This window comes from Vibrio sp. L3-7 (assembly GCF_963898195.1).
Taxonomy (GTDB): Bacteria; Pseudomonadota; Gammaproteobacteria; order Enterobacterales; family Vibrionaceae; genus Vibrio; species Vibrio echinoideorum.
Genome location: NZ_CAWQUW010000003.1, coordinates 75,056 through 99,855, shown reverse-complemented (window position 1 = coordinate 99,855; position 24,800 = coordinate 75,056). Strand labels below are relative to the sequence as shown.

The window sequence follows — 24,800 nt, the reverse complement described above, 5'->3', positions numbered from 1 at the left end:
TTCGTATCTGTGAGTTTGTTGGTCGCCGTCGTTGTCTAGGTAATATGGCATTACATGAGTTAGTTAATTCAGGATATTTAGAGTAATGCACTTGAGAAAAGCAGAGCTTCATGAACTAGATACCATTTATACAATGGGCTTCGATGTTTGGGGTAATGGCTTGTCGTTAGACGATTACTTAACAGTTTGTCGTAACAGTGAAAAGTACTTGTCTGGCACCTGGTATGCGTTGGTCGCGAAGGATAATGTTGTCTCATCTCTTATCGTCTACCGTGACATGTTTGGTCTTGCAAAAGGATGTTGCGGTATTGGCTCTGTGGCTACACCACAAGAGTTACGACACAAAGGCTATGCGTCTGAGTTGATCAATTTGGTAAGAACGGAGTTATTCACTCGTTACAATTGTAAGGCTTTATACCTACACAGCGATATTGAGCATCAATTTTATAATAAGCTTGGCTTTGTGAATGTGGGAAGTTCTGATTGTATGTATATTTTGAACGACTCTTCTGACTTTGATGGACGAATACCAGATTACTTCTAGGCGTGAGTATTTTAATTCGGTATCAAAATGGGACTTAAAAAGTTAGGTGTATCCGAAGTGTTTTACTCATAATTTATCAAGGAAGAAACGTTATGAAATTAGCTCAGTTAAATATCGCTTTGGCGAAATACCCGTTAGATGCACCAGAAATCAAAGAATTTGTCGATAACTTAGAGTTGGTTAATGGAATCGCAGAAAGCAGTGAAGGGTTTGTTTGGCGTCTGAAAGATGAATCTGGTGACGCAACCAATATCAAAGCTTTTGATGATCCAAATATGATTGTGAACATGTCGGTGTGGGACTCTGTGGATTCGTTAAAGAACTTCATGTTCCGCACACATCACCGTGATTTTATGCGCCGAAAGGGTGATTGGTTTCATCGTTTACCTGAAGATACTTATGTTCTTTGGTGGATTGAAGAAGGCCATACTCCAACGCTAGAAGAAGCGATAGAGCGACTTGAACGCCTCCGAGGAATCGGTGATACGCCATATGCCTTCACTTTTTAAACCAATTTTACAGTATCAGAAGCGCCAAAGTAGCGTTTATATAGCCTTCGAGAGGTTTTATTATGCTGAAAATGAAAAGTAGTGTATGCAGTGTGTTGATTCGGTTTTAGCATGGGTGCTACCGCTTCAACACTGGAAGAGTGTGCCAAACTCCTTCCTGATGGTCACACTTATAAAGTAGAGCGTAGATAAGACAGAGAAGGATCCAACGGTGAAAGGCAGTTTTGGTGTGACGGGCGGAGCCGATGCGCCAGATACTTTCGATATCGGTGATTTTGTCGAGTGCGCTGGTCCTCTGATCAAAACCGTAGATACAGACAGCAACGAAGCGTCTAATTCCTAGTCATTGGTTGTCGCGTAAATAGTTCACTTTCGTCATGGAAGACATGATCAGGGGTACTTAAACTAGGTTGAGGTGAATAGGGTAATTATGGGCGATTATTTAGATATTTGGTTTACGGTTACCTCCTTAGTTTTTATTGTAAGCTTACTTTCAGTTCTTTTTGTTGGGGTCTGGCGTAAAAATATAAAAGCGTTGATTCTATTAAGTGGAGTCGCAGCAATCAGTATCGTTCTGTTTCTCTCTCAGAAGTATCAAATCCGAAAAATCCTCGCTGAAGAGCTGAGCGTGTCGAGTTTCGTTGTGGAGGCTCATGAGGAGTTTGAGGAATCTAAATTGTTAGATTCTTTGAGAAGTAGTAACTACGTAACGATGAATAGAACGAAACCTTTGTCAAAAAGTAAAGTACGTATTGTGATTAACTCTGGCGAGGTTGAGTTATTGATAGCTCAAGACTCTAAGAACGAAGAACTGTTTTGGGTCTATTACCCTAAATACCGATTTAGTCGTTTAAACCCAGTTGGAAAGGTACGTATCCGTTAAACATGGGTGCACAATTGCCACAGCAACTTTCAGTAACAAAAATACCGCCGACGATATCGGCGGTATTTTTTATTAGGCTTATTACATCATTCAGCAGAAAACTGAGAGCTACGAGCCTAGTTAACGTGAGCTAATTCAACATCCTGCGTTTCGTTTGCGACTTTCCAATCCCCACCCAAAGCTTTATACACCGCAATGGTGGTATTGGCCGTCTGGAGTTTGGCTGCGACTTGACGGTCTTGCATCATTTTTTGTTGTCTCTGGGCATCCAACACCGACAAGTAATCCACTAGGCCAGCTTTGTATAATGACTTCGCTTTGCTTACGGCGTTGTCCACGGCGTCTGTTGCTTCATCTATCCGCTTTTGGTTTTCTTGGCTTCTGCCATAAGCGAACAGTGTTGAGTCTACTTCTGCAAACGCGCTGTCTACCGAGTGTTGGTAATTGAGCGCTGCTGATTTGAATCGAGCTTCGTTCATTTCAACCATGGCTTCGCCGCGCCCACCATCAAACACATTCCAACTGATGCCTGCAGATGCAGCCCAACCGAACGAGTCGCTGCTGAACAAGTCATCAAAGCTACCTGCGGTGACACCTGGCGTGCCCGTTAGGAAGAACTTTGGATAGCGATTAGCAATGCTTGCGCCGAGTTCTTCGTTAATCGCGGCCATTTCACGTTCTGCAATTCGGATGTCTGGGCGTTGTTCTAACAAGTCAGAAGGTAACCCCGTAGGGATAACGTCTGTCATTCTTGGCAAGGTAAATTCGCCAGCTAAGCGTTGATTAACGCTCGTGAGTGATTCACCTAACAACACTGCCACACGCTGCTTGTGAACTTGCTCAGCTATCTCTAATTGCGGCACGATAGACTCTGTTCCGGCAAGCATTGCTTTGGCTTGAGCAAGGTCTAGTTCAGATCCATAACCACTTCTTACAACCTTAGTGACCAGTTCCAGTGTTTGCTTTTGATCTTGAATGTTCTCAAGGGCAATCGCTTTACGTTCTTGTGCGCCACGGTATTGCAGATAATTGTGAATAACATCTGCGGTAATCAGTGTGTTCAAACCTGATTGGAATATTTCAGCTTGTTCAATACGAATCGTTGCGGCGTTGGATTGCTTGTCAATTCGACCAAACAAGTCCATTTCCCACGCGATGCTCGCACCTAAGAAAACGCCATCGTGTTGCGCTTCCAATAACGACATGCCTGTTGCAGATTCAACTGCGTCTGACGCACCAAATACGGGGCCGAGTAGGGAGTCGTTCTCACTCAGTTGATAGTTGTAGTAACCGCCGCCAACATTCACGGTTGGCACTTTGAAAGATTCAACGACACTCTTATACGAGTTGGCCATCTTGATACGCTCTGCCGCCAATTTTAGTGGGATGTTTTGGTTTTGAACATCGGTCACTAATTGGTTTAGCGTAGGATCATTAAACTGCGTCCACCAGTGACGGTGTTGTTGGTTTGTCTCGCTGTGGTTCTCGCTATTCTGACTGTAGAGAAAAGTTTCAGCCATTGTTGTTTGTGGTTCTTCATAATCAGGGCCAACCGCACAACCTGTAAGCAGTAATGCTAAGGCAATAGGAGCCACTTTAAACCGAGGTAATAGATACATGTTTATGCTCCTTATTTACTAATGTTTGGTTGGTTATCATTTGTAGTTCCACTAACTGTGCCATTGGGTGTTGCATCAAGGACGACAATCGCATCTTGAATGGCTTCGCTTACCGTAGTCACTCTCTCTTCTGAGCGGTAGAAAAGTTTGTATAACGCTGGCATTACGAACAATGACAACACGGTTGCAGCGGCAAGACCACCGATAATGGTTGCGGCCATTTGGTCGAACAGCAGGTCGGTTAACAGTGGAATCATGCCAAGAGCAGTCGTTAATGCACCCATTGAAATAGCCATGGTTCGGTTTACGGTTGCTTCTTTGATTGCGTCTGATAATGAACGACCATTGGTACGCTCAAGCTCAATTTGATCCATCAACACGATGCCGTTTTTGATGATCATCCCGGTGAGTGTTACTGCACCTATCAATGCCATAAATCCGAACGGTTTATCCAGCAGCAATAAGCTGAACGTTGCGCCTGTCGCAGCCAATGGCAGGGTAGTGAAGATGATGACGGGCTGTTTGAAACCATTGAACATCGCCACCAAGATAATCACCATCAACAAGATTGCTTTTGGAAGTTGCTTGAGAATGTCGCTCACGGCTTTGTGTTCGTCGTAATATTCGCCACCCCATTCAAGGCTGTAACCATAAGGTAGGTGAATCGCTTCGATTTGATCTTTGATTGAGTTTCTCACTGCCGCTGGCGTGGTGTAACGACCAACACCTGCTTGTGCTGTAATAGTTTTCACTCGGTCACGACGCCAAATCATGGTTTCTTCACTGGTCAGTTCAAATCCATCAATCACTTGACCGAGTGGCACGCTGTGCAAACCAAGAAGTGAACGCACAGGCAGTGTTTCTAGTGATTCAATGGAGCTTTCAGTTCCACGTAGTTGAATCGTTACCAACTCATCGTTTAGGTTCATTCGGCCAAGAGGCATGCCTTCAGACGCGCGCTTCATTGCAAAGGCGATGTCTGCTCGGTTAATTCCCGCTAGGCGAATTTTGTCTTGGTTGATGATAGGTTCAAGCACTTTACTCTTCTGTCGCCAGTCATCACGAACGTACTTTGTATCTGGATGAGCCACTAGTATCGCTTTGGCTTGCTCAGAGAGGTTGTGTAGAACGTCGACATCAGGGCCAGAGAAACGTGCTTCTACGCTGAACTTGTCTGAAGTCGCCAGCTTTAAGCTTCTAAAGCGTGGATCGGCGTTTGGAAACTCTTCAGTTAACCACTTGTCACCACGAGCAATCAACGGGCTCAATGATGGGAAGTCAGTCGCGTTGATAAGGATCTGGCCGTAAGCAGGGTCGAATGGTTCTGGCTCGATGGTTACAGAGAAACGTGGGGCACCGGCACCGACATAGGTTGAAATGCTGGTTACTTCTGGTTGTTCTAATAACCAAGTTTCAATGCGTTTCATGTCTTCCGATGTTTGCTCAACCTTCGCGCCATTTGGCAACCAGTAATCCAAGAAAAGGATAGGTCGGTCGGCTTGAGGAATAAAGTTAACAGCAATACTTGGGATGGCGAGCGCCGTCACTAATATCAATGGAACCAGAGCACTCAATGCTTTTAACGGGTTATCTACGGTCCAGTTAACACTTTTACGGTATAAGCTGACTTTAGTATTTTCTTTTTGCTTCGTTGGTTTGATGAAGATCCAACACATCAGTGCTGTGAAGGTCATCGCGACAAACCAAGACAACAATAAAGACGATGCGATGATTAAGAATACTGAGCTAGAAAACTCGGCAGCATCTGTTTTTGAGAAGATAACCGGGCTTGCACCCATAATAGCAATAATGGTCGCCCCAAACAGAGGAGTTCCCGTCTCTTTTACTGAATCGATGGCTGCTTTGGTGCGATTTACACCGTTGTTTATCTTAACGATCATCATGTCTGTAATAACAATCGCGTTATCAACCAACATGCCTAGCGCTAGAATGAACGTGCCTAATGACACCCTATGCAGGTCGATAGACGTCAAGTTCATATAAACAAGGGTTAACAAGATAGTCAGGATCAAGCTTGAACCAACGATAGTGGCACTCTTAAGACCCATGAAAACAGCAAGCACGATGAATACGATCGCAACACTCTCAACCAAGTTGTTGACGAAGTTATCAATCGATTTTTGTACTTCTTCAGGTTGATTTGCAACGGTTGCGATATCGACACCGAGTGGCAGAGTCGCTTGGAACTCATTAACGATACGGTTGATGTCATCGCCTAATGAAACCACGTTTACGCCAGTAACAGGGCTCATCGCTAATGTCACCGCTGGTGAACCGTTGTAACGGTTCTCTGTCATCATTGGTTCTTGGTAACCCATGGTAACTTCAGCAATATCACCAAGGCGAATTAGGCCAGTGCCGAGTTCGCTCACACCGCCTTTAAGCATTAAGTTTTTGATGTCTTCTAGAGATGAAAACTCACTTGATTGTTGAACGCGGATTCTCTCGCCACCTGCTGCGAATTTACCCGCTTCAAATGTGGTGTTTTGCGTGTTCAGTTGGCTCCATACTTGTGCCATCGATAGGCCGTATTGAGCCAGTCGTTCGTCTGGGATATCAATATGTACGACGCGAGGTTGAACACCGTGTAGCTCAACTTTCTTAATGCCATCAACGGTTTTAATACGTCGTTGCAGCTCTTCTGCGTAACGGCGCAGTTCGACAGGTGATGCATCTTCACTGTGTATTGAGAAAAGCATCCCATACACTTCAGAGAACTCGTCTTGCACAACGCTGATTTGCGCTGTACTAGGAAGAAGTAACTTCATATCAGACACTTTACGACGCAGTAGATCCCACTCTTGTGGTAGCTGCTCTGATTGTAGTGACTCTTTCAAATCTACAAATACCATCGACATACCAGGGCGAGACAGCGAACGGAGTCGGTTTAATGTCGCCATTTCTTGAAGTTTGGTTTCAACGGTGTCAGTGACTTGTTGTTCAACTTCTTCGGCTGAAGCGCCAGGGTATAGAGTGACGACAACTGCGGTTTTGATGGTAAAGCTTGGGTCTTCAAGTTTGCCCAAATCAAAATAAGAAAACAGGCCTGCGATAACACTCAATGCAGTGAAGAACAGGATGAAGGTGCGTTGTTTGATCGCAAAATCAGCTAGATTCATGATGGTTTACCTACAGGCTCTTAACTTGGATGTTGGAAAAATGCTGTCCTTCGATCACGTATTGAGAACCGCTAACGACAACGTAGTCACCATCTTTCAATGTAGATTCAACACACGCTGAATTTTTGTTGAATGAGACGACATTAACCATCACACCTTGTGCTTGTTCATTTTCGACCGTGAACACTTGCTCAATACCCGATTGATTCACAATGGCTGAATAAGGCAGACAGAAGTTATTAGATATTTCACCCAGTTGAGTAGATAACGTTACGGCTTTACCCGGTAAGAGCTGTCTAGATAATTGCGTATTATCGAGTGGCGCTAAACGATAGGTCACCGAATAAGTTTGTTTGATTGGGTGAGGTTGGGTAGAAATCTCACTGGCGTAAGCCGTAAGATCTTGCTTTGAACCATACCAGCTAATTTGCGATTGTTGCTCTGGGCTGAATTTATGAATGAGGTTTTCAGGGACATCAATTGTAACTTCAAGTTGGTCTGGGTTGTGAATCGTAAACACAGAGATGCCCGGTAGAACCTGCTCATATTTGTCGAAGTTCGACGAAGCAACGATTCCATCGAAAGGCGCGAGCAGTTGGGTGTAACGAATCGTGTCTTTAGCGCGGCGAATGTTTTGCTCAACGACTTTTACGGCCGCTTCGCTGCGTTCGTAACCACTGATTGCTCGATCAAGATTTACGTTGGCAATGGCGTTGTCATCAATCGCTTGTTGTACACGCGCTAGCTCTGCCTTGGCAAGTTTGTGTGCTGATTTCGCTTCTAAAGCGCGTGCTTGTAACTCTTCCAATGCGACTTGATAGTCGTGAGGGTCAAGTTCAGCTAAAGGTTGGCCTTTAACCACGGTGTCGCCCGTAGAAACCAAAATATTTTGGATGGTGCCCGGAACACGAAATGCCACGCCAGCGGTTTCGGACGATTGCAGTTTTCCTGTAAACGACTTTTGAGCTTGATGCGCTAACGGTTCAAGCCGAATGACTTGAATCGGACGTTCTTCTTTGATTGATTCGAAAATAGCGGATGGCTCAGAAACAACTGATGGCGCGGTGGCAACGGATTGGTTGCAACCAATAAGAGGCAGAAGAGTTGCAGCAAGTAGCGAGTGGCGATAGATAGACATCATGAATTGCTCCTAAATATTGATGGGGCAATTCTATCTAGATGTGAGGCAGAGATAATCAGTGTTAACGGTATAACACTGTCACGTTAATCGTGACAATAGTTATAATTTCGGCAGTTCTTGTAATAAGAAATCAATCAATAATTGGCTGGCATGGCTCAAAGCTTTACGTTGTGGATACAATAACCAAGCTTCATCTTTTTGCATGGTGTCGATAGGGAAAAGGTTAATCAAAGAGCCATCTTTGAGCTCTTGCCTTACCATCAATTCTGGTAACAGAGCGATGCCTCGATGACGTGTCGATGCACCTTTAACGAAACCAATACTATCGCTCACGATAGAAGGTTCAACCTTGACTACGTGGTCTGATATCTCCCATTCTTTATCTACGTCGCCGCTTGGCCAGCGGAAACAAACAAATGGTAATCTAGAGAGTTCTTCAAGCGCCGAAGGCTGGCCATATTTCTTAATGTACTCCGGGCTAGCAACAAAAATACGTTGTAAATCCATTACCTTACGCGCCACTACGTTCGAATCACTTAAGCGGCCGCCATGCATTGCAAGGTCTAAACCTTGGCGGTACATGTCGATAAAACCGTTGCTGATACTTCTTATGTCGAGCTCGATCTTGGGGTATAAATCTTGAAACTTAAATAAGGTTGATTGAACGATATCGCCTGTCTCTGGGAGTAATCCGATTTTTACACGGCCATGGGGTACTTCTAAAAGGTTAGACGCCATGTGGTTGGCTTTTTCGAGGGCACTAAGCGCTTTCAGTAACTCGTTATAGTAAAGCTCACCCGATTTAGTAACTGATAAGCTCCGAGTGGTACGGAAGAACAGTTGGATATTGAGTGCTTTCTCTAAATCGTTGATCCGTCGGCTTACATTTGCACGTGGTAGATCTAATGCGTTTGCAGCCGCGGTAAAACTGCCAAGCTCAACAACGGTAGTGAATAGTTTAAGGTCTTCGATTTTCATAGTGATAAGCAGCTTCGAATGCAGGCTTGGAATGATTACCATGTATCGTATATTAAATGGTATATAAAATCGAAAAAACCAATGAGTAATTGCGTACTCATTGGTTTTAGTTGGATTTTAATCAATTATTCACTGGCTATGTCGCTTGAGTTAACGTTATCGACCGCGCCCATCCACCATAACCACAATTGTTTTGGTAATGATGCTCAAGTCAGCTGCAATCCAAGATTTCACAGAACATAGGCTCAGAGCATAGCTGTGGTCAAAACCGACTTTACGACGAACATCATCAATACACGTGTCATAACCTTGATTCACTTGTGCCAGCCCTGTAATACCTGGCATTACACCGTATGTACGGTCAGCAAAGTATGGAATTTCATTTTCCAGTTTGTTGTAAAACGTTGGACGCTCTGGACGAGGGCCAATCAGCGACATCTCACCTTTCAATACATTGAATAACTGCGGAAGTTCATCAAGTCGTGTCTTTCTCAAAAAGCGACCAACAGGTGTAATACGAGGGTCGTTTTGAGTTGCCCAAACTGCGCCAGAACGCGTTTCTGCATCTTCATACATACTGCGAAATTTCATGATTTCAAAGATTTCCATTTTTGAAGGTGTTGATTTTCCAACGCGCAGTTGACGATAGAAGATAGGCCCACGAGAAGTCAGCGCAATGGCCAGTGCAATAAATGGGAACACCGGAGACAATATAACTAACGCGAGTAAAGAGCTTACAAAATCAAAGGTGCGTTTCGCGCGAGAAATCTTACTTTGGTATAGGTTTTGGTTTGATAGTTGGTCAATGTTCATCATGGTCAGTCCTTAACGATTAGCTCGAGTCCAAGGGGAGTTTTCAAGTCCCAGTAGGTAACGTATGCCACCAATGAAGTTGGCATAATGACCAACGATTAGATATGAAATTAAAGAGATAGGTTTATTAATTAGATTCTTAGGCATGATGCAACCCAGTACACCGATGCTATAGACAACAACTTGTGCCCAAAGCATGACTTCGAATGCCAAGTAATCTCTAAGAACGATTGAGCACACTAAACACACAATCATTAAATAAGGAGTTAACAGTCTTAAGCCTTTTCCTGAGAAGAAAGCAAAAGCGATGCCTTTAAATTTGGGGCTGAATAGGCCAAATAGTCGAATTGCTTGCTGCATATTGCCTGCGGAAATTCTCAAGCGGCGTTTGAAGTCAGTTTCTAGGTTTGATTCTTCTAACTCTAGAGCCACCATCTGTGTTTCGTATTCTGCGATGTAACCTTGTTTGACGATCTGCATCGGTAAGATGAAGTCATCATTGATGGTATTTAGAGGGAGTGGTTCAAACAATTCCGTTTTGAACAAGTAGAAAGCACCGTGAGAACCTAAGCTAGAACCGAGCGACGCCTCGCACTCTTTAACGGCAGTTTGATACCGCCAATAAGTATTTTCGCCTTCGTTTCCAGTAGGGCAAAGTTGATAAGTAGCATTAACAACGCCAACCTTGTCACTTTCAAAATGAGCGCTAGCAATTAACAGTGCATCCAATGATATCAATGCAGAAACGTCACTCAGTGCTGTGATGTCACTCGTTATGTTCGTCACTTCTTCATTTATAACGGCAACTTTGCCTCGATTTTGAGCATGGTCGTGTATTTCAAAGTAAATATCGCTGCACGTTGCTTCTTGGATGGTCATTTGAGCAATCTCGACTGTGTTATCAGTACATCCGTCACAGGCAATAATCACTTGCAGTTTCTTTCTCGGGTAATCTAAAGCCGCGAGGTTTCTAATCTTGTCCGCTATCCATTGTTCCTCATTAAAAGCAGGGACCAAGATAGTGACAGTTGGAAGTGTGCAATCTTGTTGTTCATCTTTGTAGCGACGAGAGCTTTCGCACACGCTACGAGCCGGATGGTGTCTTGCGTACCAACGCAACAATACGGGGTATGCTGCGTGATGATAAACAATCAAGGCTCCAGAGAATAAACATAGGCCAGCCAGTATCCAATCGATCATGCGTAAACTCCTTCAGAAATATCGTTATATGAAGCGACCATTTTCACTATGTCGAAATTTTCTAGCACGTAACTGCGAGGGGATAGAAAGCGTTCATGTTGATTTTCCAGTAATGCATGGGCTAACCCAGTGATGCTGCCACTTTTCACGAGAGTGCCACTGATAGGACATAAGGTTTCATCGACCGCTCCAACGTTCATCGCGACAGTCGGAATATTACAAGCCTGAGCTTCAAGAGTTGAAAGGGGTAAACCTTCATGTCGAGATGGAAGGCAGAAAACGTTTAGTGCGCCGTAAAAGGTTGTCATGTCATCGACTAAACCAAGAAATACCACGCGGTCACTTAAGTTAAGCTTGTTGGTTAATGCTTCCAGATATGCACGTTTAGAACCGCCGCCAGCAAATGCCACTATGGTGTTGGTAGGCAATAGGGTAAGCGCCTTGATGAGTTGGTCTTGACCTTTCACGTGTTCTAATCGACCTGCGCAACCAATAATATGTTTGTCGAGTGGCAGATTGAGTTTTGCTCTAGCGCCTGCGATTGGTTGTGGTCTGAATTTGTCACAATCAACGCCGTTCTTGATGGTAATGATGTTTTCGTATGAGAAAACAGAACGCAGTTGGTTATAAACACGAGTCGCATCAGCCACTAAAGTAGGTTGAGCTGCTTTCAATGCAAGAGCTTGCAAGCGGCGACGTTTAGTGTTGTTTAAGTGCCATGCGTCGTGTTCGGTATGAATACGAGTAGGGACACCTGTTACGCGAGCGGCATAACCGGCGTAAAGCAGTGGCCCGATGTGATGGGTATGAACCACATCAGGACGAATTCCTTTGAATGCTTTGATTAACTTGAGGATGACATTGAATTGCACGCCAGGCGCTTTGTCTAGAAACACAATTTGGTTTTGGAAAGGCTTTAGTTTTGGCCAGTTATCAATAGATTCTTGCTTTGTTCCTTCTAGGCTTACGATTAATACTTGGTCACAAGGTTTAGCTAGGCGGAGCAAATCTAAGGTGAGCGTTTCTAGGCCTCCAGGAGCAAGGTGCTGAACAACATGTATTACCTTCTTTCCATGTTTTGCGAGTTGGTTTCCCATAATGTTCTCCCTGCAATAAAACGGTCTAAGTTGTTTCGGTTTCATTTTCTTCTTAGATAATTGCACGAGTTGTGCCAACTTATTAGGCGTTATTTATCAATGACTTATGTTGATGTCAGTTTTGTTTCAATGTCATTCTCAAAATAGGAATCAAAACAGAATGTCGGAATGAGTAGGTGAAAATAACGATAGAGATAGAGATAAGGAGCATGCTTTAACCTGACATATACGCAAAGAACAGAAATAAAAACAGGTGCAGAAAGAATACGCATAGAATAAAAAACACCAGCACGAGCCTGGTGTTTTGGTTAAAAACTAAATCGGATAACTCATTTTTGGGTTAGCTCATTTTCGGAATAACGGTAATCACAGGTACGCCTAAGATGTCTTCGATCTCTTCTTTACGTTTAATAGAAGAGTCGAACAACTCGAATAACACAGCTAAACCTATGCCTAGACCAATCCCAGCCACTAAGCCCGCAAGGATAAACACGAAAGTTGGCATGTTTGACTTTACACTCGGTGTGAACGGTAAATCGATAATTTTGACTCGTTTGTTCTGTTCGAATACCCCTAATGATCCCGTTAGCTGCGCCATTTCATAACGCTCCGTTAGTTCATCGTACAGCTGACGTTTGATATTCACATCACGTTGAAGTCGATACATCTCTTTCGCATTTTCACCAAAATTGTTAGCTTTATTTTCTAGCTCAAAGATCATCGTTCTAAGGCTTTTTGTTTCTTCCGTTAACGATTCAAAGCGCGCTCGAACCAATTGCAAGCTATGTAATTGAGTGACCAGAAGTGGTTGAGTATCCGACAGTTTGTTTAATGTGGTACTACTTGCAATATCCCATAATTGGTCGCTGTTCATGCTCGGTTGTTTGAGATCCAACAGTGCCTTTCTTTCGTTTTCTAGACGGTCCAATTCACGAACTTTAGCCTGCACAGCGCTGTGTCTGTCTGTGTATTTGGCTTGTAGTAACGTGAGGTCACTACGAATATCAATGATCTGGTCTTCTAATCGTCCAATTACTGGATTGGTTTTAGACAGTTGTTGGTCAATCGAACCTAAGCTTTTTTGAACGCCAGACAATTCAGCTTCTTTTTCTGCAAGTGTTTGTTTCAGTGAAGCTAAACGGTTCAAGCTCTGACTTTGGACTTCTGGTGTTGAATGTACGTTTTCATTAACATAGAGCGCTAATGCCTCTTCTGCATCAGCGAGTTCGCCACTACGTTCATCAATATGAATTTTCAAAAAATCACTAGAATCTTGAATGGATGAACGTTCCGGAGCCAGCAGTTGTTCAATAAAATGTTCACTGACAGACTGAAGGGTAGCTTCCATACCGATGGGTGTGTTTGAACTTAGACTTATCTTTAGGAAATCTTTGCCTAACTGAATGACTGATAAGCGCTGCGACAAATCAGAGATAAGCTCCTCTTTGTCAAAACTCGACATCTCTGGAGTAATCAGTTCAAGTTCTTCCGCTACTGAATAAAGCACGTGACGGCTGTGGAGTAGCGTTCGAAGTGCGCTAATCCGGTCTTTAAGCATGGTTGAAACGGCGATGTCTTCTAAGAAAGGGTTCATCTTCGCGGTTTCTTGAATCAGCATGCTGGTATGAGCATCGTATTTTGTAGGAGCGAGCTTACTCACGCCAAAACCAACAAAGGGAAGGATAAGAATAGGGACCAATATTACGTAGCGTTGACGCCACATAGCATTCAGAAGAACCAATAGTCGCAATTTCAGATTATTCATAATAGCTCCAACATCCAATGTACGAAGTTACCGCGGTTTTTCCAGCTGTCTTTTTCTACGATTGAGATCGGTGAATTTGAAAGTTGACGAGCTTTTTCTAGTGTCTCTACCATTTGTTGTGCGTTATTGACCGTTGTGACGTGGTCTTGATAAGGCAATAGAGCAGGGAATGGCGTTGTTACGATAGGTGTTCCTGCCGCTAGATATTCCATGAGTTTTAATGGGCTACATGCACGTATCTGCTCGTTATCAATAAAAGGCAGTAGGCTCACATCCCAATGTTGAGAGTAACTTGGCAACGTATGATGTGGTCGAGGGCCAAGATAATGCACATTACTAAGATTAGGCAACGCTAAGGTGTCTAACTCATTCGGGCCAATAAAAACGAAATCCCATTCAGGCATTGCGTTGGCAACGTGACCAATCATTTCATAGTCGAGCCACTTAGAGAGGCTGCCATAAAAGCCTGCGATTGGTCGGTGGTTGCTTGGTAAATCGTCCGCTCTCACTGTTGGTGTCGAGAACAGGCTTACATCAACGCCATGTGGCAACAGTTGCGCTTTGTCTTCCGGAAATTTAGCCATGAGCTTCTTGCTTGCTGCGAAGATCAGATCTGACTTTTCGATCAGCTCTGATTCATGGTCAGCAACGGTTTGGTGGTCGACCCCAGCTAGGGCGCTGAAATCGTCTCCGCAATAATAAACCACCGCTGATTCGCCAAGGTGTCCACATAGGTCAACGGCAGTTGGAAGTGATGTCCAAAGGATTGGAGCATGCAGGTTTAGCTCTGCAATAATCGGCTTCAGTTGTTTCAACATCATCTGTTGTGCTAGCTTTCTTGATACTTTAGATGCGGGTGCTGGTATCGTTTTTAAATTAACAACGGTGATATTGCTTTGCCCGCTGGAGTCGAGCATGTTTTGTGTCACTGCGTTTGTCTTACCAAATAGCTTATTGAACGCACGAGTCACATCTTTTGTAGACAATTTAGGTTGTCTTAAACCAATAGAGTTTACCCAAAGCACTTTGTGTGTTTTTGCAAGGTGACGAACAAGATGTTGAGTCGATGACGGAAGCCCGCCAAAATCTTCACCGAATACGATTAAATCACGCATGATCGCCTCCATGAGTTTCAAGAGAATCGAAGACATCGGATTCAGTTATCTCGACAGATTTAATATTTCCAACCACTCGCGCGGGGTTACCGGCGGCGATAGAAAAAGGTGGAATGCTTTTGGTGACAACGCTACCAGCTGCAATCACAGCGCCTTCACCGACGGTAACGCCACCTTTTACGGTTACATTCGTACCTAGCCACACATCTTGCTCAAGAATAATGTCACCGATTTGTTGAGGATCGTCGCCTTCACCTGCGGCTCTACGTTTTGCATCAAGCGGATGGCCAGAATATCCAAACAGGAATGCACCGCCAGCGATACGAACATTGTCTGAGATAATGACTTTACCTCCAACTGCAATCGTCGATTGCCAACCAATATCGACATTGTTGCCAACAGAAAGAAGAGGGTGCTCTAAGCCTTCGAGTGGCTGAGTGCACCCTGAAAATGTGGTGTGGCCAGAGATACGGCAATCATCGCCAATTGAAATTTGTAGTGGACCACTAACAAACGGTAAACCGCCGTATAAATACAAACGTTTTCCGCATTGAGCGATTCTTCCTTTAAATGCAGGTGTCCAATAGAAGAAGCGAGTGAAGCCTGTAAAGATGCCCGTAATTAACTTATGTGACTGATAAAGGCAACGATTGAATACTTGTGGGGTTGGTAGCTCAGCAGCTCTTACATTCTTCAAAATGAAAAACATATTTCTAATTCGAGAATTAGGATGAAACTTAAGCCAATGTTTGAATTGATGCATGGATACTGACGTCATAATGAAATTCCTTCTACGTTGTTATATAGAAGTACTTTCACATTGCGTGCCACTAAAAAAGTATATGTTTTTCAGTTGGTTACAGTTTCTCTTTTAGGTTTTCTCATTTTGACAAGCAGTATGAGACACGTTTGATACGCAAACGGTGAGTGCAGCAAGGATGTAAATTGGCCAGTTGAAGCCCTGTGTGAGGAAAGTTCCCGATACAATGGTCCCGATTAAACCAGCATATACGGCATAAGCGACCGCATTTAGTTCAGGAGGAATTGAAGAACCCGCTTGAGACAACCTGGCTAAGGTGGCACGGGATGTTCTGATTAATGAGACAATCAGAATGACAAAAACGACCAAGCCGATAAAGCCCGTTTCTGCTAGAACACCAAACCATGTACTGTGAACAGCATGGTTCAAACCATCCCAGTGGGAACTATAGAAGAAGTAATTTGAGAAGAAGTTGTTTAAGCCAACACCGGTTAACGGATTTTCTAAGGCCATTTTGAAGGCGGCTTCCCAAGCGTAGATTCTTCCCATCGCTGATTCATCAATGCCTTGTTCTGCGGCGCCGCCAGAAGCTCTGTCTGCTATACCTGCAGCAAAATAAAGCACGATCGCGGCAATCGAACTCATCGATATCAATAACATTTTTGAGCGAATCAGTTTTAATGCAAAAATGCCGATAACCGCAACGGAACCAAGCAAACCACCTCGGCTTTGAGTCGCAATAATTGCCGCCAATAACAAAACACAAATCAGGGCGCTAATTATTCGCTTGAAATAGGAAATGCCGGGCGTAGTGGTTTGACTAATGGCGAATGCTAACGGGAAAAGCAATACCAAGGCCAGGTCGTTTGGGTCACCAAGCATCGAGCCAAAATCTCTCCCGATGGTGACCCTTGAGCCTTCAACAAGACCAATACCGTTTACTGAATTATAAACAGCGATGGTACTCACTAAAGCACCAGCATAAATAATAGTCATGGCGGTTTTAGCGAGATTCTCCGTGGTATTAACCAGCCAAGTGATGGCGAGCGTCATGACAATGATTTTCCAATAAACGCCTTTAAATTCCGCAAATGCGATTGGGCGGTTTGATGCAAACACAACCCCAACAATGGTTAAAACCCAAAAGATAGCGAGCCAGTTTAGCGAATGGTGCCAGAAAATCTTAAGTTCTTTGCTGATTAGTGAATGCCATAACAGGGCAGACAATGCTCCCATGGATAACAGCAACGGTATTTTTAATGGGTAAAGTTGAGGTAGCGCTTCGTGAATTCGAAAAAAGGAAAACACGACAAACAAAAGCACAAACCAAAAAGCTTTGTTGATCACGAACAATGCGCCCAATGGGATAAAGGCGAGCACAATAACCACCGCCGGGTGAGGAACAAGATACCAAGCACAACCAATAATCAGGCTCAAGGTTGATAACCCAATAATGAGCGGTGTTCTGTTGGCCTGGTATTTCATCGCTGCTCCTTGAAATTCATATATCCGTTCCTTCAGTTCATTTCGTTAGCCTTTCTAATTCACATTGTGATTCAACAATATGAGCATGAGAAAATGACCTCAACCAACGCTTATCAAAAATGAACATAAGGATTGATTCAGTTCCCTAAGGCTTAATAGGTGATCGTAAAATCAAATTGAAAGGCTCTGTTCTTAATAGAGATAGCAAGGTGAGTGCCACATGTGAGTTTAATTTAAGTGTCTGTATTAACGGGTTATTTATTATTTAGGTAGGACGTGCTTTGACGTTCTTTCAAATTGCGAATCAGATTGAATGGGATAATTAGGGAATTTGAACTAACTGATTGGAAAGGACTTATGAACGAGAAGTGTTAGTAGAATGACGGCTAGCGCTCATAACACTCTAGGATATGGGGAATGACAGCTCGAGGGGAGTAACGTTCAATGATCGTGGATCTCGCTTTATGATTCATTGTCGTTTTGTCGTCGAGCGAAAGGCTTATCCATTTATCCAAACATGTGTTGAGTTCGGTTTCATCTTGAGCAATATAACCACTGATCTGGTGTTCTATCAACTGGGGTAAATTACCAACCGCTGTAGCGATGACAGGAATACCACGCACCATTGCTTCGAGCGCTGCCATCGGCAAACCTTCATATCGAGAAGGTATCACCAACAAGTCGATGGTTTGCCACGCTTTGTCCATACTTGTTTGGTGACCATGGAAGATAAGGTTAGTTGGCGAATTGTTCGATAATGTTTGTCTTTCTGGGCCATCACCGTAAATGTGGAACCGCTGATTTGGGTATGCTTTAGCTAACACAACAAACCTATCGGCTGCTTTTTCATGGCTCAAACGCCCAGCAAAACCTATGTCATAGATGGCTGTTGTCTCTTTTTGAACGTCAGAGCTAGAAGCAAAAGAGGGAGTTGGGCTTTCTGGAATTGAAATAAAATTATTGAGCAATGTTGTTTTAAAAGGAATTTTGTCCTTTATTTTATCACTCACCACTAAAGAGTGATTAGAGATAAAACCACTGTATCGATCTAGAAAATCGTACAACCACACCTTTCCTGTTGGAGTTTCACCTGCATGGTAAGTGGATAGCTGATGCAACTTGTTGGGCTTGGCCAAGGATAACTTAGCCACCTTACTCACGATACTCGCCTTATAACCGTGCGCATGAAGATGACTAGGGCGGTATTGGTCAATTGCCTGCTTAAGTTGTGACAATGAATTTGAAGCATTCGGTGCCAGTTCGCAAAGGTGGTTAAAGGGGATCTGTGATTCGGTTAAGCGTTGAATGATTGGAGGTGACGGAATGAACTTGGTGAGAAGAACGACTCTTACTTGACGTTGATACTCAATTAAACCGAGCGCTAGTTCAATAACGTGAGTTTCGATTCCACCGAAGGTTTGGCTGTCAATTAACAACCAAATTTCGTTCGGATCAATCTCGGTTGGCTCAATAGCTAATTGTTCTTGAGCCGACTTGAGGGTTGCTGGGGCTGATTGATTAGGCTTGATTGTACTCATCTTCCGATTCCCAAGCCTGTTTCTTACGATAAACAGTAGAAGGGCTTAGTTCTAGCAATACGGCTGCGTTTAACACATTACCATCACAATGATTAATGGCGTGTTGAATGGCTTCACGTTCAATTTGCCACATTGGACGAATAGCACCATCGCTGGTTGTTAATAGCGGTGTCATTGTTGCCTGTTCTGGCATTTGCTGATTGTTGTGAGTTGTCGAAGTATATTCGAGCTCTTCCGGTGTCAATGGTGGCAACTTAGCTTCAGGGATAGCCGTTGGTTGAGGCGCAGTTACTGGTGCCACACTTCGTATCGGAGTTACACTCTTAGGTGTGGTGATGTCAGCTTTGTTGATTGGCGGTGGCACCATGTCTTTAGTCACACTGGTTTCATTGTTCAACACCACGATATTTCTAATCACGTTTTGCAATTGGCGAACATTGCCTGGCCATGGATAACGTTTAAGCAGTGTTTGTGTTTCTTTATCGATAGATCTGAATTTCTTTTTATCTTGCTTCGCGTAGAGCTTCAAGAAGTGGTTAGCCAAGGTAGTAATGTCACTCCCACGTTCTCTTAGTGGCGGCATCTCGATAGGTACAACATGCACACGGTAGTATAGATCTTCACGGAATCGGCCTTCTTCCACTTCAACCAGTGGATCGCGGTTGGTTGCACAGATAATTCTGACATCAACTTTGATTTCTCGATTACCGCCTAATGGAGTGAAAGTACCGGTTTGCAAAAACCTTAGGAGCTTCTTTTGCATCTCCAATTCCATTTCGCAAAGCTCATCAAGAAATAGGGTACCACCGTGGGCTTGCATTGCGGAACCTTTGCGGTCTGTTGTCGCGCCAGTGAAGGCACCTTTCACATGCCCAAAGATTTCACTTTCCATTAAATCGCGAGGAATAGCACCACAGTTAATGGCAACGAACGGTTTGTTGCTGCGCTGGCTTTCTTGGTGAATAGCTTCTGCACAGACTTCTTTACCCGTACCACTTTCGCCATTGATAAAGACACTAGCCGTCGTTGGAGCAACCGAATCGATGATTTTGTAAACGGCTTGCATCGGCAAGCAAGAGCCAATGAAGTTATGAAAGCGGTCGCGGTCAAATTTGCTTTGGATATTATCGACGAGGTTTTCGAGCTTAGCTCTACGTAAGTGAAGATTAACCGACGTTTTTAAGCGATCTGCTTGAATGGGTTTTTCTAAGAAATCTTCAGCCCCTCGTTGAATGAGATCTACGGCGATGTTCACTGAACCGTGTGCCGTGGCGATGATCACCGCGGTGGGAATCTCATTGTCACTGATCCAATCCAAGACTTCTTCACCGGGCATATCCGGTAGCTTTAAATCGAGGATTACGAGCTGTGGAACATGTCTTTCTATAAATGTCTTGGCTTCAGCGCCAGTCTCGACATGAAATATGTCGTATGGCTCATCCTTAACGTACTGTTTGTAAAGTACAGCAAGAGAGGTGGAGTCTTCAACCAACAATACTTTAGGGCGCATTGTATAAATCCTTTTGAAACTTTATCCTAATCAATCAATAACATAGTGATATGTAACCATCAATACGAAACCCGTGTAATTGTTACCTACCGCATGCAATATTTTAATAAGCACTTGGCATTAATGATTTGAACGCAAGTTTAACTAAAGCCTTGGTCTTTTCTTCTTAACAAGGCTTCAATCGAACACTCTGCGAGTTCTAATAGTTCATCAACCTTAAGAAACGCAGTTTCATGCTTTTGTTCTAAACATTGCTTTTCTAACGTTCGAGCGAGCACGGACAGTGGGCGGTTGCCTAGCGCAAGAGCAGTGCTTCCAATCGTATGAACTTCAAACTCTAGAGTTTGAGCGTCGTTATTGATAGCAGCTTGTCTAATGGCGGTTAAACGGGTGTGCGATTCTTCTACGTAGTGATCGATCAAAATAGGAATTATCTCCGCGCTCGTGTCACTAATCATTTGCTCTAAGATGCTTTCGTCTACAAGCTCTGTATCGGCAAGTTGTACATTCACTTGTTCGTTCAAACCAGCAGATGTCTCTGAAGCTAAAGTTGAGTTATTCACACTAATTCCTTTCATTGTGTCTGCGGAAATACGTTAGCTTGAGGCTAATATTCTTTGGTGTTATTAAGTTTTAGTCATTTTTTAGAATAATTTCAACTGCTTGCCGTAAAAATCATGTCATTAATCGATACCAAGTGAAACTGGTAATCAACAATGATAGAGATGTAATAGTTTGATTTAACGTGTTTTTACTTATGAAATATGAACTTAGATGTCTAAGCAGTGCACTTAGATTAGATAGCGTCCTGAATAAGAACAAGAAAAAACAGCTGAAAGCTCAAAGACGAAAAGAAAAAGGCCACTGCATTTCCTCAATACAGTGGCCTGGATCATTTCAGTTAGTTAAGCGATAACTAAACTAATTGTAAGCTCCGAAGCTCTTTAGTTCCAAAGCAAAGGAGCTAAGGTAAGAAACTAAGAGATTAAGAAGTTAAGAAGCCTTATCAATATCAATCTTTGGTTTCGACTTTGGGGCTGTTTCTACTTCTTCCTCGCTATTTTCAGTGAAGATTTCGGCAACAGCACTTCTCTCTAATTCACCTTTCAGATTGCCGTCTTCATCAACAACAGGAAGGGAGTAATCGCACGACATTGTATCAGGCAATATTTCCTCAATAACAGCATCAGGCAATACGGCTGGGACTTCTTCATATATCTCATCACTGAAGTCGTGAACTGATACATCTTCAACGGCGTCTTGCAGGCTCTCTTGAGTGACTAAGCCCTGATAGCCATCATCCGTTACGTGATAAGCGTAATCGTTTTTCAGCATCTTCATTTGCGCTAGCGCACCTTCAATCGTTTCCGAAGTAATACGATAGAGAGGAGGTTGCATAACGGTTTCAACTGTTAATGCGCGAGCTCGGTTTACGTCTTTCACAAACGCTTCAACATAATCATCAGCAGGGCTTAGTAGAATCTCATGAGGCGTACCTTGTTGGACTAACTCACCATCTTTCAAAATTGCGATCCGGTCACCCAAACGAAGTGCTTCGTCGAGATCGTGAGTGATGAAGATAATGGTTTTATGAAGCTTTTCTTGTAGCTCGATCAGTTGATCTTGCATTTCGCTTCGAATCAGCGGATCAAGCGCTGAGAAGGCCTCATCCATTAATAGAATCTCAGCGTCAGTACATAAAGCGCGCGATAAACCGACACGTTGTTGTTGGCCGCCAGAGAGTTGAGCAGGGTATTGTTGCTCATAACCTTTAAGGCCTACGGTTTCAAGCCACTCCTTCGCTTTTGCTAGGCGCTGTTCTTTCTTTATGCCTTGAACTTCAAGGCCGTACGCAACGTTTTCAATGACGGTTCGATGGGGCATTAAGCCAAAACGTTGGAAAACCATCGACATTTTGTGACGGCGAAACTCTTCCAGCTCCTTGGTATTAAGGCTCATTACATCGATGCCTTCAACCGTGATTTTTCCTTGAGTTGGGTCGATTAAGCGGTTGAAGTGACGAATTAGCGTTGATTTACCTGAGCCCGAAAGACCCATGATAACGAAGATTTCGCCACGGTTAATCTCAAGGTTAATTTCTTTTAATCCGACGGTGTGTCCTGTGTCAGCCAATATGTCATCTTTGTGGTCACCGTTGGTCACTCGATTCATAACAGACATTGGCTTTGGTCCAAACACTTTGTATAGACCACTAATTTCAATCAATGGTTTAGTCATGCTTGAATCCTCCTAGGTGCGCATTGGTTCTACGCGCATAAGCCTGTGAAGCTCGGTCAAATAAGATAGCCAGCGCCACAATCGCGAAACCGTTCATCAGGCCTAATGTGAAATATTGATTGGTGATCGATTTAAGAACGGGTTGCCCTAAACCTTTAACACCAATCATTGACGCGATAACCACCATAGAGAGAGCCATCATGATGGTTTGGTTAATTCCCGCCATGATCGTTGGCATTGCAAGTGGTAGTTGAACACCCCACAAGCGTTGCTTCTTGCTTGCCCCGAATGCCGTAGCGGCTTCTAACACTTCTTTGTCGACTAAGCGTATACCTAAGTTAGTTAGGCGAATCACTGGTGGGATAGCGTAAATCACAACGGCGATTAAACCTGGGATTTTACCAATGCCCAAAAGCATCACGACTGGGATTAGGTAAACAAATGCGGGCATGGTCTGCATTATATCGAGTAGTGGCGTCACGATTGATTGCACACGATTAGAGCGTGCCATCGCGATACCGATCGGGATTCCAAGGAAAATGGAAACTAATGTACATACGGTGATGATACTGAGTGTCCGCATTGTATCTTCCCACATCCCAAAGTAACCGATGAGCAGTAGTGAACAGACACAACCCAGAGCCAATTTCCAAGAACGACTCGCTGCGTAAACTAAAGCAGTACAAACGCCAAGTACGATAAGCCAAGGGGTGGAGATTAGAAGTTTTTCAAACCAAACAAGGAAGGAAAGAAGAGGGTCAAATAATGATTCGATCATTTCTCCGTATTCGCGGGAAAACTCACGGTATGCGCCATCTAGCGCCTTTTTTATTGCTCGCAAATCAGAGCGTTCCATCTCAGGGAAGCTTGATAACCAATTGCTGTCAGCCATTTTATATCCTTATAGTCCGGCGTCTTTAAGTTCGTTTTAAGTCGCTGTTGAATCAAAAGCGAGATAAACGGTTTCAGTCGCGATAACGCTTAACATCATCGTGACTGAAACTTAGGACTCCGAATATTGAATAACATCAAGTATAGCGACGTTATTTATTCCTATTATTTTCATCTAGTTAGCAAAAGCGATTACAGCTCTGCCTCTACTTTTTTCGCGACTTCTTGAGATACCCACGGGTGCCATATTTCTGGGAATTCACTCAAGAAATGGATACTTGCTTCTTCACCATCTGCTTGGTTATCTTCCATCCAAGCAAGAAGTGAGTTCATTTTTTCGTTAGTGAAACCACGTTTAGTGAAGTAGTCGTAGGCCTCTGGTGCTCTTGATGCGAAGTCTTCTGTAGTGACAGTGTGAACAGGTGAAGGCGGGTACATGGTTGCTTTAGGTGAGTCACAGTCTTCTTTAGTTGTACAGTTAAGGAATTCCTGTTCGTCAACGCCACTTCCAAAGTCAACTTTAACCATGTCATATTTACCAAGAACGGCGGTCGGCGCCCAGTAGTAACCAAACCAAGCTTCTTCACGTTCATAAGCTTTAGCGATAGATCCAGATAAGCCGGCACTCGAGCCTGGATCCACAATGGTGAAACCACTCTCTTCTAGATCAAGAGCTTCAAACAAGTTACCGGCACTGATTTGACAGTTCCAACCTGCTGGACAGCTATAAAATGCAGATGTATCTGGGTCTTCTGGGTGTTTAAACAAGCTAGCGTTTTTGCGGACGCCTTCAATGGTTGCCATTTCTGGGTATTGCTTAACCAAATAAGCGGGAACCCAAAAACCTTCTTCACCACCGTTTACAAGGGCTTTACCTGCGTAGCGAAGACGTTTCTCTTGGACACCTTTATCGAGTGCGTCTTTGAGGCTGTTACTCCATAGCTCTGGTGCAACATCGGGTTGGCCTTTTTCAATCATTGAAGTGCCGGTTGGCATTGTGTCGCCAGGGATGAGTTCGGCATCACAATCATAACCGTGCTCTAAGATGAATTGGTCAATGTTGGCGATTAAAGTTGCAGAGTTCCAGTTCATATCTGCGATTGTTACGCTGCCACATTCACCAGCGTTAGCATGACCACTGGCTGCTGCAACTAACAAAAATACGGAGCTTAACTTGTATTTCATATTGAGTTTCCTTTCTCTTTAATAATACAACCAAGCTAATCAAAGTAAATTGACTAACTAAATTGCTCGATGGTGATCCTTTCCGTGTATTTAAACCATTTGAGCAGAAGGAGGGATGGAGGGAATATGAATAGATAAACCAACAAAGCATAAAGTGTGATTTGCTTGATTTATCCACTGTGTTTCACAGCCACCGGATAACTTTGTCAAACTATTACAAATTCGTCAAAAACCACCTCTATTTATAATCTTAGGGAATAATCGTACGAATTCCATCTTTGACTCGATTTACATGGTGCTTTAACAGTCTGTGTCACATTCCAACGAAAGTCAGGTATAGAGTTGTTGATTTTTAAGTGAATTTGAAGGTGGTAAGACCATATTTGGCG

General features: G+C 43.6%; 20 protein-coding genes and 1 pseudogene. 4 read left to right on the top strand and 17 right to left on the bottom strand.

Annotated features, from left to right (window positions below; translation table 11 throughout):
* Positions 1–85: 85 nt before the first annotated feature.
* The 4 genes and pseudogenes from AACW75_RS03830 to AACW75_RS03815 all read left to right on the top strand — a co-directional run bounded on the left by AACW75_RS03830 (position 86) and on the right by AACW75_RS03815 (position 1,936).
* Positions 86–544 carry a GNAT family N-acetyltransferase gene (locus AACW75_RS03830; RefSeq protein ID WP_145568379.1) on the top strand — a complete coding sequence of 153 codons (459 nt, stop codon included), beginning with the start codon at positions 86–88 and terminating at the stop codon, positions 542–544.
* A gap of 92 nt (positions 545–636) precedes the next feature.
* Positions 637–1,053: a DUF3291 domain-containing protein gene (locus tag AACW75_RS03825; protein ID WP_145568381.1), complete on the top strand. Its 417-nt coding sequence runs from the start codon at positions 637–639 to the stop codon at positions 1,051–1,053.
* Between the two features lie 59 nt (positions 1,054–1,112).
* Positions 1,113–1,396: pseudogene (locus AACW75_RS03820) on the top strand (hypothetical protein).
* An 87-nt stretch (positions 1,397–1,483) separates the two neighbouring features.
* Positions 1,484–1,936, top strand: coding sequence for a hypothetical protein (locus AACW75_RS03815; RefSeq protein WP_135458143.1), 453 nt, complete (start codon positions 1,484–1,486; stop codon positions 1,934–1,936).
* A gap of 116 nt (positions 1,937–2,052) precedes the next feature.
* Here the strand turns inward: AACW75_RS03815 and AACW75_RS03810 are convergent, their stop codons facing one another.
* The 17 genes from AACW75_RS03810 to AACW75_RS03730 all read right to left on the bottom strand — a co-directional run bounded on the left by AACW75_RS03810 (position 2,053) and on the right by AACW75_RS03730 (position 24,411).
* Entirely contained in the window at positions 2,053–3,555 is a 1,503-nt protein-coding gene (locus tag AACW75_RS03810; RefSeq protein WP_145568383.1) for an efflux transporter outer membrane subunit, read from the bottom strand.
* 11 nt (positions 3,556–3,566) lie between these two features.
* The gene (locus AACW75_RS03805; protein WP_145568385.1) at positions 3,567–6,695 is read right to left on the bottom strand and encodes an efflux RND transporter permease subunit; all 3,129 of its coding nucleotides are present in this window, start codon (positions 6,693–6,695) and stop codon (positions 3,567–3,569) included.
* 10 nt (positions 6,696–6,705) lie between these two features.
* Positions 6,706–7,836: an efflux RND transporter periplasmic adaptor subunit gene (locus AACW75_RS03800; protein WP_135458149.1), complete on the bottom strand. Its 1,131-nt coding sequence runs from the start codon at positions 7,834–7,836 to the stop codon at positions 6,706–6,708.
* A 99-nt stretch (positions 7,837–7,935) separates the two neighbouring features.
* Complete coding sequence (locus tag AACW75_RS03795) at positions 7,936–8,814, bottom strand: LysR family transcriptional regulator (protein WP_029224798.1); 879 nt, start codon at positions 8,812–8,814, stop codon at positions 7,936–7,938.
* Between the two features lie 156 nt (positions 8,815–8,970).
* Positions 8,971–9,630: a sugar transferase gene (locus tag AACW75_RS03790; RefSeq protein WP_135458151.1), complete on the bottom strand. Its 660-nt coding sequence runs from the start codon at positions 9,628–9,630 to the stop codon at positions 8,971–8,973.
* 9 nt (positions 9,631–9,639) lie between these two features.
* Complete coding sequence (locus AACW75_RS03785) at positions 9,640–10,827, bottom strand: glycosyltransferase family 2 protein (RefSeq protein WP_145568387.1); 1,188 nt, start codon at positions 10,825–10,827, stop codon at positions 9,640–9,642.
* Positions 10,824–11,924: a glycosyltransferase gene (locus tag AACW75_RS03780; protein ID WP_017073223.1), complete on the bottom strand. Its 1,101-nt coding sequence runs from the start codon at positions 11,922–11,924 to the stop codon at positions 10,824–10,826. The genes AACW75_RS03785 and AACW75_RS03780 overlap by 4 nt, the downstream gene beginning before the upstream one ends.
* Before the next feature lie 340 nt (positions 11,925–12,264).
* On the bottom strand, positions 12,265–13,689 hold the full coding sequence (locus AACW75_RS03775; RefSeq protein ID WP_145568388.1) for a GumC family protein: 1,425 nt from the start codon (positions 13,687–13,689) through the stop codon (positions 12,265–12,267).
* Positions 13,686–14,804: a glycosyltransferase gene (locus AACW75_RS03770; protein ID WP_145568390.1), complete on the bottom strand. Its 1,119-nt coding sequence runs from the start codon at positions 14,802–14,804 to the stop codon at positions 13,686–13,688. The genes AACW75_RS03775 and AACW75_RS03770 overlap by 4 nt, the downstream gene beginning before the upstream one ends.
* Positions 14,797–15,582: an acyltransferase gene (locus AACW75_RS03765; RefSeq protein ID WP_145568393.1), complete on the bottom strand. Its 786-nt coding sequence runs from the start codon at positions 15,580–15,582 to the stop codon at positions 14,797–14,799. The genes AACW75_RS03770 and AACW75_RS03765 overlap by 8 nt, the downstream gene beginning before the upstream one ends.
* Before the next feature lie 93 nt (positions 15,583–15,675).
* Complete coding sequence (locus tag AACW75_RS03760; protein WP_145568395.1) at positions 15,676–17,049, bottom strand: O-antigen ligase family protein; 1,374 nt, start codon at positions 17,047–17,049, stop codon at positions 15,676–15,678.
* A 386-nt stretch (positions 17,050–17,435) separates the two neighbouring features.
* The gene (locus AACW75_RS03755; protein WP_145568397.1) at positions 17,436–18,587 is read right to left on the bottom strand and encodes a glycosyltransferase family 4 protein; all 1,152 of its coding nucleotides are present in this window, start codon (positions 18,585–18,587) and stop codon (positions 17,436–17,438) included.
* Positions 18,568–20,097 carry a sigma-54-dependent transcriptional regulator gene (locus AACW75_RS03750; RefSeq protein WP_145568399.1) on the bottom strand — a complete coding sequence of 510 codons (1,530 nt, stop codon included), beginning with the start codon at positions 20,095–20,097 and terminating at the stop codon, positions 18,568–18,570. The genes AACW75_RS03755 and AACW75_RS03750 overlap by 20 nt, the downstream gene beginning before the upstream one ends.
* 140 nt (positions 20,098–20,237) lie before the next feature.
* Complete coding sequence (locus tag AACW75_RS03745) at positions 20,238–20,660, bottom strand: Hpt domain-containing protein (protein ID WP_135458166.1); 423 nt, start codon at positions 20,658–20,660, stop codon at positions 20,238–20,240.
* Positions 20,661–21,090: 430 nt separating this feature from the next.
* Positions 21,091–22,335 carry a quaternary amine ABC transporter ATP-binding protein gene (locus AACW75_RS03740; protein WP_017073231.1) on the bottom strand — a complete coding sequence of 415 codons (1,245 nt, stop codon included), beginning with the start codon at positions 22,333–22,335 and terminating at the stop codon, positions 21,091–21,093.
* Positions 22,328–23,227 carry an ABC transporter permease gene (locus AACW75_RS03735; protein WP_010440933.1) on the bottom strand — a complete coding sequence of 300 codons (900 nt, stop codon included), beginning with the start codon at positions 23,225–23,227 and terminating at the stop codon, positions 22,328–22,330. The genes AACW75_RS03740 and AACW75_RS03735 overlap by 8 nt, the downstream gene beginning before the upstream one ends.
* 191 nt (positions 23,228–23,418) lie before the next feature.
* A complete protein-coding gene (locus AACW75_RS03730; protein ID WP_017073232.1) occupies positions 23,419–24,411 on the bottom strand; it encodes an ABC transporter substrate-binding protein in 993 nt (330 codons plus the stop codon).
* Between the last annotated feature and the right edge of the window lie 389 nt (positions 24,412–24,800).